Annotated in this window: 13 protein-coding genes; 5 read left to right on the forward strand and 8 right to left on the reverse strand. The window is 60.1% G+C overall.

Annotated features, from left to right (window positions below; all coding sequences use genetic code 11):
* Window positions 1–66 precede the first annotated feature (66 nt).
* From cmk to mtnA, 7 genes are all read right to left on the reverse strand, one after another.
* A complete protein-coding gene (gene cmk / locus ACSSVC_RS26530) occupies window positions 67–756 on the reverse strand; it encodes a (d)CMP kinase (RefSeq protein ID WP_011062580.1) in 690 nt (229 codons plus the stop codon).
* Window positions 753–2,960: a bifunctional prephenate dehydrogenase/3-phosphoshikimate 1-carboxyvinyltransferase gene (locus ACSSVC_RS26535; protein WP_404940074.1), complete on the reverse strand. Its 2,208-nt coding sequence runs from the start codon at window positions 2,958–2,960 to the stop codon at window positions 753–755. The genes cmk and ACSSVC_RS26535 overlap by 4 nt, the downstream gene beginning before the upstream one ends.
* Before the next feature lie 28 nt (window positions 2,961–2,988).
* Window positions 2,989–4,101, reverse strand: coding sequence for a histidinol-phosphate transaminase (hisC, locus tag ACSSVC_RS26540; protein WP_492611683.1), 1,113 nt, complete (start codon window positions 4,099–4,101; stop codon window positions 2,989–2,991).
* Between the two features lie 10 nt (window positions 4,102–4,111).
* Window positions 4,112–5,206 carry a prephenate dehydratase gene (gene pheA / locus ACSSVC_RS26545; protein ID WP_007939916.1) on the reverse strand — a complete coding sequence of 365 codons (1,095 nt, stop codon included), beginning with the start codon at window positions 5,204–5,206 and terminating at the stop codon, window positions 4,112–4,114.
* The gene (gene serC, locus ACSSVC_RS26550; RefSeq protein WP_346632199.1) at window positions 5,206–6,291 is read right to left on the reverse strand and encodes a 3-phosphoserine/phosphohydroxythreonine transaminase; all 1,086 of its coding nucleotides are present in this window, start codon (window positions 6,289–6,291) and stop codon (window positions 5,206–5,208) included. Before serC ends, pheA begins: the two co-directional genes overlap by 1 nt.
* A gap of 64 nt (window positions 6,292–6,355) precedes the next feature.
* Window positions 6,356–9,025: a DNA gyrase subunit A gene (gene gyrA, locus ACSSVC_RS26555; protein WP_346632200.1), complete on the reverse strand. Its 2,670-nt coding sequence runs from the start codon at window positions 9,023–9,025 to the stop codon at window positions 6,356–6,358.
* A 354-nt stretch (window positions 9,026–9,379) separates the two neighbouring features.
* Window positions 9,380–10,456 carry an S-methyl-5-thioribose-1-phosphate isomerase gene (mtnA, locus tag ACSSVC_RS26560; RefSeq protein WP_346632201.1) on the reverse strand — a complete coding sequence of 359 codons (1,077 nt, stop codon included), beginning with the start codon at window positions 10,454–10,456 and terminating at the stop codon, window positions 9,380–9,382.
* Between the two features lie 108 nt (window positions 10,457–10,564).
* Between mtnA and ACSSVC_RS26565 the strand changes: the two genes are divergently transcribed.
* The 5 genes from ACSSVC_RS26565 to ACSSVC_RS26585 all read left to right on the forward strand — a co-directional run bounded on the left by ACSSVC_RS26565 (window position 10,565) and on the right by ACSSVC_RS26585 (window position 15,425).
* Window positions 10,565–11,896 carry a TRZ/ATZ family hydrolase gene (locus tag ACSSVC_RS26565; RefSeq protein WP_492611684.1) on the forward strand — a complete coding sequence of 444 codons (1,332 nt, stop codon included), beginning with the start codon at window positions 10,565–10,567 and terminating at the stop codon, window positions 11,894–11,896.
* Between the two features lie 62 nt (window positions 11,897–11,958).
* Window positions 11,959–12,657 (forward strand): bifunctional 2-polyprenyl-6-hydroxyphenol methylase/3-demethylubiquinol 3-O-methyltransferase UbiG, encoded by a 699-nt coding sequence (ubiG, locus tag ACSSVC_RS26570; protein ID WP_016964097.1) that lies wholly within the window; start codon window positions 11,959–11,961, stop codon window positions 12,655–12,657.
* Between the two features lie 3 nt (window positions 12,658–12,660).
* Entirely contained in the window at window positions 12,661–13,332 is a 672-nt protein-coding gene (gene mupP, locus ACSSVC_RS26575) for an N-acetylmuramic acid 6-phosphate phosphatase MupP (protein WP_346632203.1), read from the forward strand.
* Between the two features lie 56 nt (window positions 13,333–13,388).
* Entirely contained in the window at window positions 13,389–14,129 is a 741-nt protein-coding gene (locus tag ACSSVC_RS26580) for a YciK family oxidoreductase (RefSeq protein WP_015636577.1), read from the forward strand.
* A 369-nt stretch (window positions 14,130–14,498) separates the two neighbouring features.
* The gene (locus ACSSVC_RS26585; protein ID WP_346632204.1) at window positions 14,499–15,425 is read left to right on the forward strand and encodes a GGDEF domain-containing protein; all 927 of its coding nucleotides are present in this window, start codon (window positions 14,499–14,501) and stop codon (window positions 15,423–15,425) included.
* Between the two features lie 96 nt (window positions 15,426–15,521).
* Here ACSSVC_RS26585 and ACSSVC_RS26590 read toward each other — a convergent pair whose 3' ends face one another.
* Window positions 15,522–16,274: an iron-containing redox enzyme family protein gene (locus ACSSVC_RS26590; protein WP_371261283.1), complete on the reverse strand. Its 753-nt coding sequence runs from the start codon at window positions 16,272–16,274 to the stop codon at window positions 15,522–15,524.
* Window positions 16,275–16,342: the final 68 nt, after the last annotated feature.

A 16,342-nucleotide genomic window follows, 5' to 3' on the forward strand; every position in this document is an offset into this window, starting at 1 on the left:
TGTGGGTTACGTTCATATAAAAGAAAGATCGCAGGACTATGACTGGTCCCCCGCGATCTTCCTTGTTCACCCGGCGATATCGCGAATGGCGATCTCGCTCAAGATGCGTTGCAACACCTGATCGATGGACAACTCCGTGGAATCCAGCTGTATGGCGTCAGCCGCCGGCTTGAGCGGGGCTACCGCTCGCTGGGTGTCGCGCTCGTCGCGCGCACGTATCTCATCTAGCAGACTCGACAGACTAACACCATCGACTTTTCCCTTCAACTGCAAGTAGCGCCGACGAGCGCGCTCTTCGGCACTGGCAGTCAGGAAAATCTTCAATGGAGCATCAGGAAACACCACGGTGCCCATATCGCGACCATCCGCAACCAGGCCCGGCGGCTCCTGGAATGCGCGCTGGCGCTGCAACAAGGCATCACGCACAGCCGGCAGCGCTGCCACTTGAGACGCCCAGGCTCCAACCTGCTCATTGCGCAGGTCGTCGGTCACATCATCGCCCTCGAGGATGATCCGCTGTGGGTGATTTTCAGTGGCACCGAGAAACTGCACATCCAGATGAGCCGCCAACAGCTTCAGCGATTCTTCGTTAGTCAGGTCAACACCATGATTGCGTGCAGCGAAAGCCAGCAGCCGATAAAGAGCCCCGGAGTCCAGCAGACACCAACCCAGATGCTTGGCCAGCTTGCCAGCAATGGTGCCTTTACCTGAACCACTTGGCCCATCAATGGTGATCACGGGCGCCTTGATATTCACGACTGAGCCTCTTGCGCGACACGAATCCCCACCTGCGCGCACAACGCAAGAAAGTTCGGGAACGAGGTAGCAACGTTCGCACAGTCATGGATACGAATCGGCGCATTGGCGCGCAACGAAGCAACGCTGAATGCCATGGCGATACGGTGATCACCATGACCATGCACTTCACCACCGCCAATCTGGCCACCATCAATGATGATGCCGTCGGGAGTCGGCTCACACTTGACTCCCAAGGTCAGCAAACCATCAGCCATTACCTGGATACGATCGGACTCCTTGACCCGCAGCTCTTCCGCGCCACGCAGCACAGTACGCCCTTCGGCGCAGGCGGCAGCCACAAATAGCACAGGGAATTCGTCGATCGCCAATGGCACCAACTCTTCAGGAATCTCGATCCCCTTGAGCTTGGCGGCACGTACATGCAAATCGGCGACCGGCTCACCGCCGACTTCGCGCTGGTTTTCCAGACGAATATCAGCCCCCATCAGGCGCAGGATATCGATCACGCCAGTACGGGTCGGGTTGATGCCCACATGCTCCAGCACCAACTCGGAGCCTTCGGCGATGGAAGCAGCTACCAGAAAGAACGCCGCAGAAGAAATGTCCGCGGGGACTTCGATATGAGTCGCCTTGAGCTTACCGCCCGACTCAACGGAGGCGGTTGCGCCATCAACATTCACCGAGTAGCCAAAACCACGCAGCATACGCTCAGTATGGTCGCGGGTCGGCGCTGGCTCAGTGACTGTGGTCTTACCCTCAGCATACAAGCCAGCCAGCAGCAGACAGGACTTAACCTGAGCACTAGCCATTGGCAAGGTGTAGGTCAACCCTTTGAGCTGGTGACCACCACGAATCACCATCGGCGGGCGACCTTCGGCCGCCGTCTCGATCACCGCACCCATTTCCCGCAGCGGGTTGGCCACGCGATTCATCGGACGCTTGGAGAGCGAGGGGTCCCCTGTCAGGGTGCTATCGAAGCTCTGTGCAGCCAGCAGACCGGAGAGCAGGCGCATCGAAGTACCGGAGTTACCCAGATAGATCGGGCCCGGCGCCGGCTTCAAACCGTGTAGACCAACACCATGAATAGTCACACGCCCATGGTGCGGACCTTCGATGACCACTCCCATGTCGCGGAAGGCCTGCAGCGTCGCCAGAGCATCCTCACCCTCGAGGAACCCCTCGACTTCGGTGGTACCTTCAGCCAGGGAGCCAAGCATGATCGAACGGTGGGAAATCGATTTGTCGCCCGGTACACGAATCCGCCCAGACAGGCGGCCACCAGGATTTGCCAGGAAAATCAGATCGTTGGAGTTCATAGCGTCCACATAGGCCCGGCGGGCCAGGATTTTACCGAAATGCTCGCGGGCAACCCGGGCGCGAGTGAATACGCCCAATAACTGATGCCCGTCCCCTGCATCAACCGCGTCGCGCAAGGCGTCGAGGTCGTTGCGAAATGTATCGAGTGTGCGCAGAACTGCTTCGCGGTTGGCGAGAAAGATGTCATGCCACATGACCGGGTCGCTGCCGGCGATTCTCGTGAAATCGCGGAACCCGCCCGCAGCGTAACGGAAGATGTCGAGATTTTCACTGCGCTTGGCCAAGGAGTCGACCAGACCAAATGCCAGCAAGTGCGGCAGATGACTGGTCGCGGCCAGGACTTCGTCGTGGCGCTCGACCTGCATGTGCTCAACATCTGCTCCCAACTCACGCCAAAGCTTGTCGACAAGATCCAGCGCGGCAGGATCGGTTTGCTCCAGAGGCGTCAGAATCACTTTGTGACGACGGAACAACTGCGCATTGGAGGCCTCGACGCCGCTCTGCTCGGAGCCGGCAATCGGATGCCCCGGGACGAACCGCGTCGGCATGCCTGCAAAGGCCACCTGCGCCGCACGCACCACATTGCCCTTGGCACTGCCGACGTCAGTCAGCACAGCCGCCCCCAGATCCATTCTGGCCAACAGTGCCAGCAGTTTTTCCATGGCCAGGATCGGTACTGCGAGCTGAATCACATCGGCGCCCTGGCAAGCCAGAGCCAAGTCTTCTTCACAGCGATCCACTACCCCCAGTTCAACCGCCAACTGGCGAGACTGCGGGTCCAGATCGACACCAACCACTTCGCGACATACACCACTTTCACGCAACCCCTTGGCAAAGGAGCCGCCAATCAACCCCAGGCCGATCACCACCAGGCGACCGATCATAGGCACAGCAGATTGCATTGGAATGACATCAACCACGAGCCAGAACCTTGGCCAAAGCCTCAAGGAAGCGAGTATTTTCCGCCGGCAAGCCAATAGTGACGCGCAGATGGTTCGGCATCCCGTAGTTAGCCACCGGACGCACGATCACACCTTCGCGCAACAACCCCTGGAACACTGGCGCGGCTTCACGCCCCAGGTCCACAGCGATGAAATTGCCCTTGGAAGGGATCCAGCTCAAACCCAGACCACGGAAACCCGCCTCCAGCTGCTGCATGCCCGACTCATTCAAACGACGGCTTTCAGCCAGATAATCCGCATCCTGCAGCGCGGCGCAGGCCGCCGCCAAAGCCAGGCTGTTGACGTTGAACGGCTGGCGGACTCGGTTCAGGACATCCGCCACCACCGAGGTCGAGAGTCCATAACCGACCCGCAGGGCCGCCAGGCCGTAGGCCTTGGAGAAGGTCCGCGATACCAGCAGGTTCGGGTAGGCCGCCAGGAAGTCCAGACCGTCCGGCAGGTCACTGCCTTCGGCATACTCGATATAGGCCTCATCCAGCACTACCAGCACATGGGCCGGCACGTCCTGAAGAAACTCATCCAGCTCCTCGGCACCAAACCAGGTCCCCGTCGGGTTGTTCGGATTGGCGATGAACACCACACGGGTCTGCTCATCGATAGCCTTGAGCATGGCCGGCAAGTCGTGCCCCCATTTGTTGGCGGGAATGACTTTTGCCTGAGCACCGACTGCTTGGGTAACGATGGGGTAGACGGCAAACGCGTGCTCACTGAACACCGCATTCAGGCCTGGCGCCAGATAGGCGCGAGCCACCAGCTCCAGAATGTCGTTGGAACCGTTACCCAGGGTCACCTGCTGGATCTCCACGCCGCAGCGCTCGGCCAACAGAGACTTGAGAGCAAAGCCGTTGCCATCGGGGTAACGAGTCAGTTCCGCCAACTCGTCGCGAATCGCCGCCAGCGCCTTGGGACTGGCGCCCAGCGGATTTTCATTGCTCGCCAGCTTGACGATGGTGGCCGGATCGATGTCCAGCTCACGGGCCAGTTCGTCCACGGGCTTGCCCGGAACGTAAGGCGAAAGTTGTTGCACGCCTGGTTGTGCCAGTGCGAGGAAGTCGCCACTCATTGTTAAAGCCTCAGAGAACCGCTTTCGGGTAGGAACCCAGCACCTTGAGTGCCACTGCTTCCTGACTGATCTTCTCCAGCACACCCTTGACCAACGGATCACGGTGGTGGCCGACGAAGTCGATGAAGAACACATAGGTCCATTTGCCACTGCGCGAAGGTCGGGTCTCGATTCGCGTCAGGTCGATACCGTTGTCGTGGAACGGCACCAGAAGCTCGTGCAATGCGCCCGGCTTGTTGCTCATGGACACGATGATGGAAGTCTTGTCGTCGCCGGTAGGCGGCACTTCCTGATTGCCGATCATCAAGAAGCGCGTGGAGTTGTCCGGACGATCTTCAATCTTCTCCGCCAGACGAGTCAGCCCATAAAGGCCTGCAGCCATGTCGCCGGCGATGGCTGCCGAATTCCACTCGCCCTTGACCCGCTTGGCCGCTTCGGCGTTGCTGGATACCGCCACACGCTCGACATTCGGATAGTGCGCGTCCAGCCACTTGCGGCACTGGGCCAATGATTGGGCGTGAGAGTAGATACGGCTGATGCTGTCAGTTTTAGTGTTTTCACCCACCAGCAAATGGTGGTGAATACGCAGCTCGACCTCTCCGCAGATCACCATGTCGTGCTCGAGGAAACTGTCGAGGGTGTGGTTGACCGCACCCTCAGTGGAGTTTTCCACCGGCACCACACCGAAGTTCACCGCACCAGCAGCCACTTCACGGAACACTTCGTCGATCGCAGCCATCGGCTTGCTGATCACCGCATGGCCGAAATGCTTCATCGCCGCGGCCTGAGTGAAGGTGCCTTCAGGACCGAGGTAGGCCACTTTCAGCGGCTGCTCCAGGGCCAGGCACGAAGACATGATTTCGCGAAACAAACGCGCCATCTCTTCATTGCCCAGCGGCCCCTGGTTGCGCTCCATCACCCGCTTGAGCACCTGAGCCTCACGCTCCGGACGATAGAATACCGGCACTTCGCCTTCTGCCAGGGAGGCCATCTTGACCCGGGCGACTTCCTGGGCGCACCGCGCACGCTCACTGATCAGTTCCAGGACCTTCTCGTCCAGGGCGTCAATGCGCAGGCGCAGGGCCTTGAGTTCTTGCTCAGACATCAGCCATGTTCCTTCTCGAACTCCGCCATGTAGGCCACCAGCGCATTGACTGCGTTGATGTCCACGGCGTTATAGATGGAGGCGCGCATGCCGCCCACCGAGCGATGCCCCTTGAGATTTAACAGGCCACGAGCCTCAGCACCCACCAGGAACGGCTTGTCCAGACGATCGTCCGCCAGGCGGAAAGGCACGTTCATCCATGAGCGATCGGACTTGTTGATCGGGTTGCTGTAAAGACCGCTGGCGTCGATGAAGTCATACAGAGTGCGCTGCTTGGCCTCGTTGAGCTTGGCAATGGCTTGCACCCCACCTTGCTCCTTGAGCCATTCGAACACCAGACCGGACAGGTACCAGGCCAGGGTCGGCGGCGTGTTGTACATCGAGCCGTTGTCTGCCGCGACCTTGTAGTCAAGCATGGTCGGGCACAGAGAACGGGCACGACCCAACAGGTCTTCGCGAATGATGTTCACCAGGATGCCGCTGGGGCCAATGTTCTTCTGCGCGCCGGCGTAGATCATGCCGAAACGGGAGATATCCACAGGGCGCGAGAGGATGTCCGAAGACATGTCGGCCACCAGGGGAACGTCGCCGGTTTCCGGGATCCAGTTGAACTCCAGGCCACCGATGGTTTCGTTCGGCGCGTAGTGCACGTAGGCGGCGTCTTTCGACAACTGCCATTCGTTCTGACCGGGAATCGCAAAGTAGTCATAAGGCTTGGCAGTGGCCGCAACATTGACCTGACCGTAACGAGAGGCCTCTTCAATGGCTTTCTGCGACCAGATACCGGTGTCGATATAGTCGGCCTTACCGCCTTCAGGCAACAGGTTCAGTGGAATCTGGGCAAATTGCTGACTGGCGCCGCCTTGCAGGAACAGCACTTTATAGTTCGAGGGGATATTCAGCAGGTCACGCAGATCCTGCTCCGCCTTGGTGGCGATGGAGACAAACTCATCGCTGCGATGACTCATCTCCATGACTGACAGGCCCTTGCCATGCCAATCCAGCAATTCGGCCTGGGCACGCAACAGGACAGCTTCAGGTAGCGCAGCGGGACCTGCGCAGAAGTTATAGGCTCGTTTGCTCACATCCACTCTCGCTATGCATTCACGGTAGCGGACAGAGCAAACACTCTGCCCTGCTACGATTTATTTAGTCTTTCGACTCTTCTTCGCCTGCGGCGTCTGCCTGTTGGCCATCGGTTGCATCATCCGGCTCGGCTACCGCATCCAGCACGGTGCCCTCGAATTCAGCGCCCTCTTCACCTTCGTACTCTTCGCCTTCGATCTCCGATGGCTCCTGCACCCGCTCCAGGCCCACCAGGGTTTCATCGCTGGCCAGCTTGATCAGAGTCACGCCCTGAGTGTTACGGCCCAGGCTCGATACTTCGTCGACACGAGTACGAACCAGGGTGCCCTGATCGGAAATCAACATGATCTCCTCACCGTCCAGTACCTGAACCGCGCCTACCAGGCGACCGTTACGCTCGTTACTGACCATGGCGATAACGCCCTGACCGCCACGCTTGTACTCAGGGAATTCGCTGATGGCGGTGCGCTTGCCGAAACCACGCTCGGAAGCGGTGAGGATCTGGCTGCCCTCCTCCGGAATCAGCATGGAGATCAGCTTCTGGCCTTCAGCCAAGCGCATGCCGCGAACACCGCGAGCGGTACGACCCATGGCGCGTACGTCGGACTCCTTGAAGCGAGTCACTTTGCCACCATCGGAGAACAGCATGACTTCACGCTCGCCATCGGTAATGGCAGCACTGATCAGCACGTCACCTTCGTCCAGCTCCAGAGCGATCAGACCGACGCTGCGCTGACGGCTGAAGGATTCCAGCGGGGTCTTCTTCACAGTGCCGTTGGCGGTAGCCATGAAGATGTAGTGACCTTCGGTGTATTCCTCTACCGGCAGCATGGTGGTGATGTACTCACCATCGTCCAGCGGCAGCAGGTTCACCAGCGGACGGCCGCGAGCAGCACGGGATGCTTCAGGAATCTCGTAAGTCTTGAGCCAGTACACCTTACCCTTGCTGGAGAACAGCAGCAGCGTGGTGTGGCTGTTGGCTACCAGCAGGTGAGCGATGTAGTCCTCATCCTTGACGCCAGTGGCCGATTTGCCTTTACCGCCACGACGCTGGGCCTGATACGCAGCCAGCGGCTGGGTCTTGGCATAGCCGCCGTGGGAGATGGTCACTACACGCTCTTCTTCCGGGATCATGTCGCCCAGAGTCAGGTCCAGGCGCGCATCGAGGATCTCGGTGCGGCGCACATCGCCGTATTCGGCGCGGATCACTTCCAGCTCTTCGCGGATCACTTCCATCAGGCGCGTGGCGCTGTTGAGGATGCGGATCAGTTCACCGATCTGGTTGAGAATCTCCTGGTACTCGGCCAGCAGTTTTTCGTGCTCGAGGCCGGTCAGGCGGTGCAGACGCAGTTCCAGAATGGCTTGCGCCTGCTCCGGGGACAGGAAGTACTTGCCATCGCGCAGACCGTATTGCGGATCGAGGTTTTCCGGACGGCAGGAGTCTGCACCGGCACGCTCGACCATGGTCATCACCGCGCTGGACTCCCAAGGGGTGCTGATCAGCGCTTCCTTGGCTTCCGACGGCGTTGGCGAGGCCTTGATCAGGGCGATGACCGGGTCAATGTTGGACAGGGCAACGGCCTGACCTTCAAGGATATGGCCACGCTCACGCGCCTTGCGCAGCTCGAATACGGTACGACGGGTCACCACTTCGCGGCGGTGACGAACGAAGGCTTCCAGCAGATCCTTGAGATTGAGGATCCGCGGACGGCCGTCAATCAGCGCCACGATATTGATGCCGAACACGGCTTGCAGTTGGGTCTGGGCGTAGAGGTTGTTGAGGATCACCTCAGGCACTTCGCCGCGACGCAGCTCGATGACCACGCGCATACCGTCCTTGTCGGACTCGTCCCGCAGCTCGGTAATGCCTTCGAGCTTCTTCTCTTTCACCAGCTCGGCGATCTTCTCGATCAGACGGGCCTTGTTCAACTGGTACGGCAGCTCGGTGATGACGATCTGCTGGCGGCCACCGACTTTGTCGATGTCTTCGATGATCGAGCGGGCACGCATATAGATGCGTCCACGGCCAGTGCGGTAGGCCTCGATGATGCCTTCACGACCATTGATGATCGCCGCGGTCGGGAAGTCCGGACCGGGGATGTACTGCATCAGCTCGTCGACGGTCAGCTCGGGGTTGTCGATCAGCGCCAGGCAACCGTCGATGACTTCACCGAGGTTGTGCGGCGGAATGTTGGTCGCCATGCCCACGGCAATGCCGCTGGAGCCGTTGACCAGCAGGTTGGGGATCTTGGTCGGCATGACCGCCGGGATCATCTCGGTGCCGTCGTAGTTCGGCACCCAGTCCACGGTTTCCTTGTGCAGGTCGGCCAGCAGCTCGTGCGCCAGCTTGGTCATGCGCACTTCGGTGTATCGCATGGCCGCCGCGTTGTCGCCGTCGACCGAACCGAAGTTACCCTGGCCGTCTACCAGCAGGTAGCGCAGGGAGAATGGCTGGGCCATACGAACGATGGTGTCGTACACCGCGGTATCACCGTGAGGGTGATACTTACCGATCACGTCACCGACAACACGGGCAGATTTCTTGTACGGCTTGTTCCAGTCGTTACCGAGCTCGCTCATCGCGTACAGCACACGCCGGTGCACGGGCTTCAAGCCATCGCGCGCATCAGGCAGTGCCCGCCCGACGATTACGCTCATCGCGTAGTCGAGGTAGGACTGTTTCAGCTCGTCTTCGATATTGACCGGGAGGATTTCTTTGGCCAGTTCGCCCATGAGAAGCCTGATTCCTTTTTCTGGTGAAACTTCGTCACATCCATATGGGACGAACGAAGCTCGCCGCTGCAGGCCTAGTGCCATGCACCGACTTACGACAAATCAACAAGTTATGCCATGGATTTGCGCAGTGAAGGCAGTCGCATCGGACCGCCTTGGAAACCGCCGGATGTTATCACAATCGCCGCCACGCACCTATCCCCCTGACGCGCATGGAGCATAGTTAGTTGACCGGTGACAGCCTGATAAGAGACGAGAGAGGCTCAGAGGCCAAATTCGCACACATTTATGTGTTTTTTCTGACCCGACGGCCCGCCTCGGCAGGTCATAGAGAGCAACGTTCGAGGCCGCACATCAATGCAAGCGCTTACGACACATCAATTGCGCCATTTTTGCCGTGTCAGGACGTTCGACAATGCCCTTTTCGGTGACGATGGCGTCGATCAGGTCCGCAGGCGTCACATCGAATACCGGATTGAAGACCTCCACATCCGCCCCCACCCGCTTGCCAGCGAGCTCCAGCAACTCTGCGGCGTCGCGCTCCTCGATGGGAATGTCATCTCCACTCGCCAGATTCAAGTCGATGGTCGAACTGGACGCCACCACCATGAAGCGCACTCCGTGATGCATGGCATTGACCGCCAGTTGATAGGTGCCGATCTTGTTCGCCACATCGCCATTGGCGGCGATTCGGTCAGCACCGACAACGACCCAGGTCACACCTTTGGTCTTCATGATGTGGGCGGCGGCGGAGTCGGCGTTCAAGGTCACGGGAATGCCCTCACTGGCCAATTCCCAGGCCGTCAGGCGCGACCCTTGCAGCCAGGGACGAGTTTCATCGACATGAACTCGCTCCACCATGCCTTCCAGCCAAGCCGCACGAATCACCCCCAAAGCCGTACCGAAGCCGCCGGTCGCCAGAGCGCCTGTATTGCAGTGGGTCAACAAGGCTTGGGGATTGCCCTGATGCCGGCGAATCAAATCCACACCCAACTGGGCCATGGTCAGGTTGGCCTCACGATCACTCTCATGGATCGACATGGCTTCGGCTTCCAGCGCCGCCAGCGGCTCAGCCTGGTCCCTGACCCGACCCAGACGCTCGCGCATGCGATTCAAGGCCCAGAACAGATTGCCACCGGTCGGGCGAGACTCCGCCAACAGGGCGAAATCCGCCTCCAAAGCGGCGAGCCAATCGCCGCCTGCGACAAAGCGCGCACGAGCCGCCAAAACCAAACCATAAGCTGCGCTGATGCCAATGGCTGGAGCGCCGCGCACCACCATTGAACGAATCGCCTCGGCGACCCCGGCCACGCTGTCGCAGGCAACCCAGGTCTCCTCGAAGGGCAGGTTCCGCTGATCGAGCAGGTACAGAGTGTTATCCCGCCAATCAATGGCCTTGACCTTCTCCGCAGCCAACAGACGATCGCGCATCCCTCACCCCGCACTCATGAACAAAAGCCGCGGATTATAGCGATCCCCCCGCCAAGACGCTCGGGTATACTTCGCCATCCTTTATATGAAGCCTTGGACCGATATTCGATGCCGAACCGTGAGACTGCGCTCGACCTGCTGCTGTTACCGACCTGGTTGGTACCGGTGGAGCCAGCCGGCGTCGTCCTCAAGGAACACGGCCTGGGCATCCGCGACGGGCGCATCCTGTTCATCGGCCCGCGAGCCGAGGCGCTGAGGTATCGCGCCACCGAAGTCCGCGAACTGCCTGGCATGCTGCTCAGCCCGGGACTGATCAATGCCCACGGGCATGCAGCCATGACACTGTTTCGCGGTCTGGCCGACGATCTGCCGCTGATGACCTGGCTGGAAAAGCATATCTGGCCTGCCGAAGCCAAGTGGGTGGATGAAGCCTTCGTCCGAGACGGTACCGACCTGGCCATCGCCGAGCAGATCAAAGGCGGTATCACCTGTTTCTCTGACATGTACTTCTATCCGAAGGTTGCCAGCGAGCGCGTTCACAACAGCGGCATACGTGCCCAGATCGCCATCCCGATCCTCGACTTCCCCATTCCTGGTGCCCACGACGCCGACGAAGCCATTCGTCAGGGCGTCGAACTGTTTGGCGATCTCAAGCATCATCCAAGGATCAAGATCACCTTCGGCCCCCATGCGCCCTATACCGTAGGCGACGAGAATCTGGAAAAAGTCCGGATGATCGCCGAAGAACTCGACGCCCCGATCCACATGCATGTACATGAAACCGCGTTCGAAGTGCAGCAATCCCTGGAGCAGCGTGGCGAGCGCCCCCTGGCCCGCCTGGCTCGACTGGGCCTCCTGGGGCCGCGCTTCCAGGCCGTTCATATGACTCAAATCAGCGATGACGACCTGGCTTTACTGATAGAAACCAACACCAGCGTCATTCATTGCCCGGAATCCAACCTGAAACTGGCCAGCGGCTTTTGCCCGGTAGAGCGCCTGTGGCAGGCCGGGGTCAACGTCGCGGTGGGTACCGATGGTGCGGCCAGCAACAACGATCTGGACCTGCTGGGGGAAGTTCGTACCGCCGCCCTGCTGGCCAAAGCCGTGGCTGGTTCGGCAACCGCCCTGGATGCCCATCGCGCCCTGCGCATGGCCACCCTGAACGGCGCCAGAGCCATGGGACTGGAAAGCGAAGTAGGCTCTCTGGAAATCGGCAAGGCCGCAGACATGGTGGCCTTCGACCTGGCCGGCCTGGCCCAGCAACCGATTTACGACCCAGTGTCGCAACTGATCTACGCCACTGGCCGGGACTGCGTAAAACACCTGTGGGTCGCCGGCAAGCAACTGCTGGATGACCGGCGCCTCACCCGCCAGGACGAACAACAGCTGAGCGCCACTGCCCGCGGCTGGGGCCAGCGCATCAGCGGCCATACCCAATAACCCGGACCTTGAGCGGACGCTTGAGGCCCAACAGAGAATTTCTTAGCTTTGGAGTATCACTCATGAGCAACGTCGACCACGCTGAAATCGCCAAATTCGAAGCCCTGGCCCATCGCTGGTGGGACCGCGAAAGCGAATTCAAGCCCCTGCACGACATCAACCCGCTACGGGTCAACTGGATCGACGAACGGGTCGGACTGGCCGGCAAGAAGGTGCTCGACGTCGGCTGTGGTGGCGGCATCCTCAGCGAGGCCATGGCCCAGCGCGGTGCCACCGTGACCGGGATCGACATGGGCGAAGCCCCTCTGGCAGTTGCCCAGTTGCACCAGTTGGAATCCGGCGTGAATGTCGAGTACCGGCAGATCACCGCCGAAGCCCTGGCCGAGGAGATGCCCGAGCAGTTCGACGTGGTCACCTGCCTGGAAATGCTTGAGCACGTCCCCGACCCTTCGTCGGTGATCCGCGCCTGCTTCCGCATGGTCAAGCCCGGCGGTCAGGTGTTTTTCTCCACCATCAACCGCAACCCCAAGGCTTACCTGTTCGCCATCATCGGTGCGGAATACATCATGAAACTGCTGCCTCGCGGCACCCATGATTTCAAGAAATTCATCCGTCCTTCGGAGCTCGGCGCCTGGAGCCGCTCTGCCGGCCTGACCGTCAAGGACATCATCGGCCTGACCTACAACCCCCTGACCAAGCACTACAAACTGGCAGCGGACGTTGACGTCAACTACATGATCCAGACCCTGCGAGAGGAGTGAGACATGGCCATCAGAGCCGTTCTTTTCGATATGGATGGCACCCTGCTCGACACCGCGCCCGACTTCATCGCAGTCTGCCAGGGCATGCGCCGTGATCGCGGCCTGCCGCCGATTGCCGACCAACATATCCGCGACGAAGTCTCGGGCGGCGCCAAGGCCATGGTAGCCGTGACCTTTTCCATGGACCCGGAATCCCCGGGGTTCGAGGAGTTGCGCCTGGAGTTCCTTGAGCGCTACCTCAAGCATTGCGCCGTGCACAGCAAACTCTTCGACGGCATGGCCGAGCTGCTGGCCGATATCGAAAAGGCCAATCTGATCTGGGGGGTGGTGACCAACAAGCCGCTGCGCTTCGCCGAGCCGATCATGCAGCAACTGGGACTGGCCGAACGCTCGGCGCTGCTGATCTGTCCCGACCATGTGAAAAACAGCAAGCCCGACCCCGAGCCGCTGATCCTGGCATGCAAGATGCTCGAGCTGGACCCGTCCACCGTGCTGTTCGTAGGCGACGATCTGCGGGATATCGAATCCGGCCGCGACGCGGGCACCAAGACCGCCGCCGTGACCTACGGCTACATCCATCCGGACGATAATCCCCGGCACTGGGGCGCCGACGTGGTGGTCAACCATCCGCTGGAGTTGCGCCAGGTTCTGGATAACGCATTGTGCAGCTGCTAAACGGCAGCATTCCCGGCTAAGCGCCGGAGACGATCGAATTTCTGTTGAGGCCTTTTATGTTTGATTATTCCGCTCGCCCCGAACTGCTCAAGGACCGGGTCATTCTGGTCACCGGCGCCGGGCGTGGTATCGGCGCTGCCGCCGCCAAGACCTTTGCCGCCCACGGCGCCACCGTACTCCTGCTGGGCAAGACCGAAGCCAACCTGACCGAGGTCTACGACGCCATCGAAGCGGCCGGCCATCCCCAGCCGGCAGTGATTCCGTTCAACCTGGAAACTGCCCTGCCGCACCAGTATGACGAACTGGCGGCGATGATCGAGACCGAGTTCGGCCACCTCGACGGCCTGCTGCACAACGCCTCGATCATTGGCCCACGCACACCGCTGGAGCAGCTGTCGGGGGAAAACTTCATGCGAGTGATGCAAGTCAACGTCAACGCCATGTTCATGCTGACCAGCACCCTGCTGCCGCTGCTCAAACTGTCCCAGGATGCTTCGGTGGTCTTCACCTCCAGCAGCGTCGGCCGCAAGGGACGGGCCTATTGGGGCGCCTACGGCGTGTCCAAATTCGCCACCGAAGGCCTGATGCAGACCCTGGCCGATGAGCTGGATACCGTGGCTCCGGTCCGGGCCAACAGCATCAACCCGGGCGCCACCCGCACCAGCATGCGTGCCCAGGCCTACCCGGGCGAAAACCCCAGCAATAACCCGACACCGGAAGAGATCATGCCGGTCTACCTGTATCTGATGGGCCCGGACAGCACCGGAATCAACGGCCAGGCTTTCGACGCGCAGTAATCCCCTCCCGTTCGTCGCGACAGAATACTGTCGCGACGTCTTGGCAAGCCCCGATCCCCGCGGGTTTCAAGCCAAACAAATGTCAATCAAGGTGAGCCGCTTTCTCGCAGACTCACCAACTAATTGAATTCAAACAAGTTTTATTCGTGTGAACCGAATGGCACGAGTTTCGCTCTAAGAACACTCAACCCACGGCGTATTGACACTGTGGAAAACGGCTTGTGCCGAGGGCTTTCTAGCCAAAGGTGAAGCGGCATAAAATATGCGCGATTGTCCTACGGGACTGAAGGAACAGTATGACGCGCAGCTCTGAGCCGCTCTCACCTAGGCAGAAACACCGTACATAGTGCTCAGGGGGCTCAAGCTCAGATGAAAACACCGACCCAGACCAACGCAATTGACTTCGATAGCGCCAAATTGCAACGCCTGGGCTTTGGCCAGCAGACGCCGCTGATCAAACAACCCGTCAGCCTCGGACAATTGCGCCAGCAACTGGGACTGCAACTGCAAACCAGCCTTGAGCCGCAACGCATCCTCGGCCTGTTCTTTCGCGAAGTGCAACGCCTGGTCCCCCTCGACGCCCTGCATTACCAGCATTCCCCCAGCGATCTGCGCCTGGAATTCGGCCAGCGCGGGCACCACTCCATCAGCTACAGCCTGAGCCACGAAGGCCAGCCCATGGGCGAGCTGGTCTTCCGCCGCAACCAACGCTTCAGCGATACCGAACAGGGTCACCTGGAGTCGTTGCTCTCTACCCTTTTGTACCCGATGCGCAACGCCTTGCTGTATCGCGCCGCAACCCGCAGCGCCCTGCGCGATCCGTTGACCGACACCGGCAACCGCATCGCCATGGACCAGACCCTGCAACGGGAAATCGAGATGGCTCGCCGCCACTCGCTTCCACTGTCCCTGCTGATGCTGGACATCGACCATTTCAAGCGCATCAACGACAGTTACGGCCACAGCACCGGCGACGAAGTGCTCAAGGCCGTTGCCGCCTCGATCAAGGGGCAATTGCGCAATGTGGACATGGTGTTTCGCTTTGGCGGGGAAGAGTTTCTGATCCTGCTTTCCAACACCGGGCGCGACGCGGCGGCAATGGTCGGAGAACGACTGAGAAATGCCGCCCAAGCCCAGGAGTACTGGGCTGATGGCAAACTGATCGAACTCACCGTCAGCCTGGGCTGTTCGACCCTGTTGCCGGGTGAGTCCGCAGAGAGCCTGCTGCGCCGCGCCGATAGCGCGCTGTACGTGGCCAAACGGGAAGGACGCAATCGACTGGCAATGGCGGGCTAGGTACCAGGCCCCGCCCCTGCCATATCAATCACGGGCAACTCCACCACCACGGGCCGCTATCGCCCGTGACAATCGACCTGCCCGCCAAGCCCCGACTTACCCCTCAGCCAGTGCGAGACGCTCGCGGGTCACCGTGGTCTTTTCCTGCTGCATGCAGCGCTCCAGGAACAGGTACATATAGTCATAGCTCTTGCAGATGGCCTGGCGCAGCTCAACCTGCAGGGCCTTGCTCGGATTCAAACCCGCCAGGGTGACGATAATTTCCAGGGCTTCCCAGGGATGGGCATCATCGTACTGGGCATGCATCTTCAGCCACTTCATAGCGCGCTTGCGGTCTTCTTCCGGGAACGCGGCGGCATAGATGCCGTTGGAACAGACCAGGGCCGACCATTCGCCCGTCGCCCCTTCGATGGCGTAATTGGTAGCGGCGATAGCCACGATCAGCGAATCCGCCGAACTGGTGTGCCAGCACCAGTGACTCAGGGCGTGCAGTTCCGGCGGCACTTGCTGAGCTTGCAAGTCCTCCAGGGTCACACCATGGGCTCGACTCCAATGCACCCAGTAATCGGCATGATTGAGTTCGACACGAATGTTGCGCATCAGCCAGCGCCGCGCCATGTCTTCGCCGGGATGACGGGCAAAGCGAGTCTTGGTCAGGTTCTGCGCCATATACAGGGCGAACTGTTCAACCACAGGCCAGCCGCCGATCAGGTACTGACGCATGACTTTGGCACTGAGTTTGTTGTCGCGCATGCGCTGATACAGCTCATGCTCCACCACACGGCGCTTGCTCTCGCTGCAGTCCTGGATCAATTGCTGGGTCCAGGCGGGGTAGCTGGCAGCTTCCATGAGCGGACCGGTTCGGTTGAATGTGTCGATCACTGTCGGGCTCCTTTTGATTGTGATGTGCGGATCCA

It is taken from the genome of Pseudomonas sp. E1BtOHC1 (genome assembly GCF_058744285.1).

Coding starts and splice junctions, on each gene's coding strand:
- ACSSVC_RS26585 (WP_346632204.1), top strand. CDS start 14,499: ATGAAAACACCGACCCAGACCAACGCAATTGACTTCGATAGCGCCAAA.
- ACSSVC_RS26580 (WP_015636577.1), top strand. CDS start 13,389: ATGTTTGATTATTCCGCTCGCCCCGAACTGCTCAAGGACCGGGTCATT.
- pheA (WP_007939916.1), bottom strand. CDS start 5,206: ATGTCTGAGCAAGAACTCAAGGCCCTGCGCCTGCGCATTGACGCCCTG.
- ACSSVC_RS26535 (WP_404940074.1), bottom strand. CDS start 2,960: ATGATCGGTCGCCTGGTGGTGATCGGCCTGGGGTTGATTGGCGGCTCC.
- ACSSVC_RS26590 (WP_371261283.1), bottom strand. CDS start 16,274: ATGGAAGCTGCCAGCTACCCCGCCTGGACCCAGCAATTGATCCAGGAC.
- mupP (WP_346632203.1), top strand. CDS start 12,661: ATGGCCATCAGAGCCGTTCTTTTCGATATGGATGGCACCCTGCTCGAC.
- gyrA (WP_346632200.1), bottom strand. CDS start 9,025: ATGGGCGAACTGGCCAAAGAAATCCTCCCGGTCAATATCGAAGACGAG.
- mtnA (WP_346632201.1), bottom strand. CDS start 10,456: ATGCGCGATCGTCTGTTGGCTGCGGAGAAGGTCAAGGCCATTGATTGG.
- hisC (WP_492611683.1), bottom strand. CDS start 4,101: ATGAGTGGCGACTTCCTCGCACTGGCACAACCAGGCGTGCAACAACTT.
- ubiG (WP_016964097.1), top strand. CDS start 11,959: ATGAGCAACGTCGACCACGCTGAAATCGCCAAATTCGAAGCCCTGGCC.
- ACSSVC_RS26565 (WP_492611684.1), top strand. CDS start 10,565: ATGCCGAACCGTGAGACTGCGCTCGACCTGCTGCTGTTACCGACCTGG.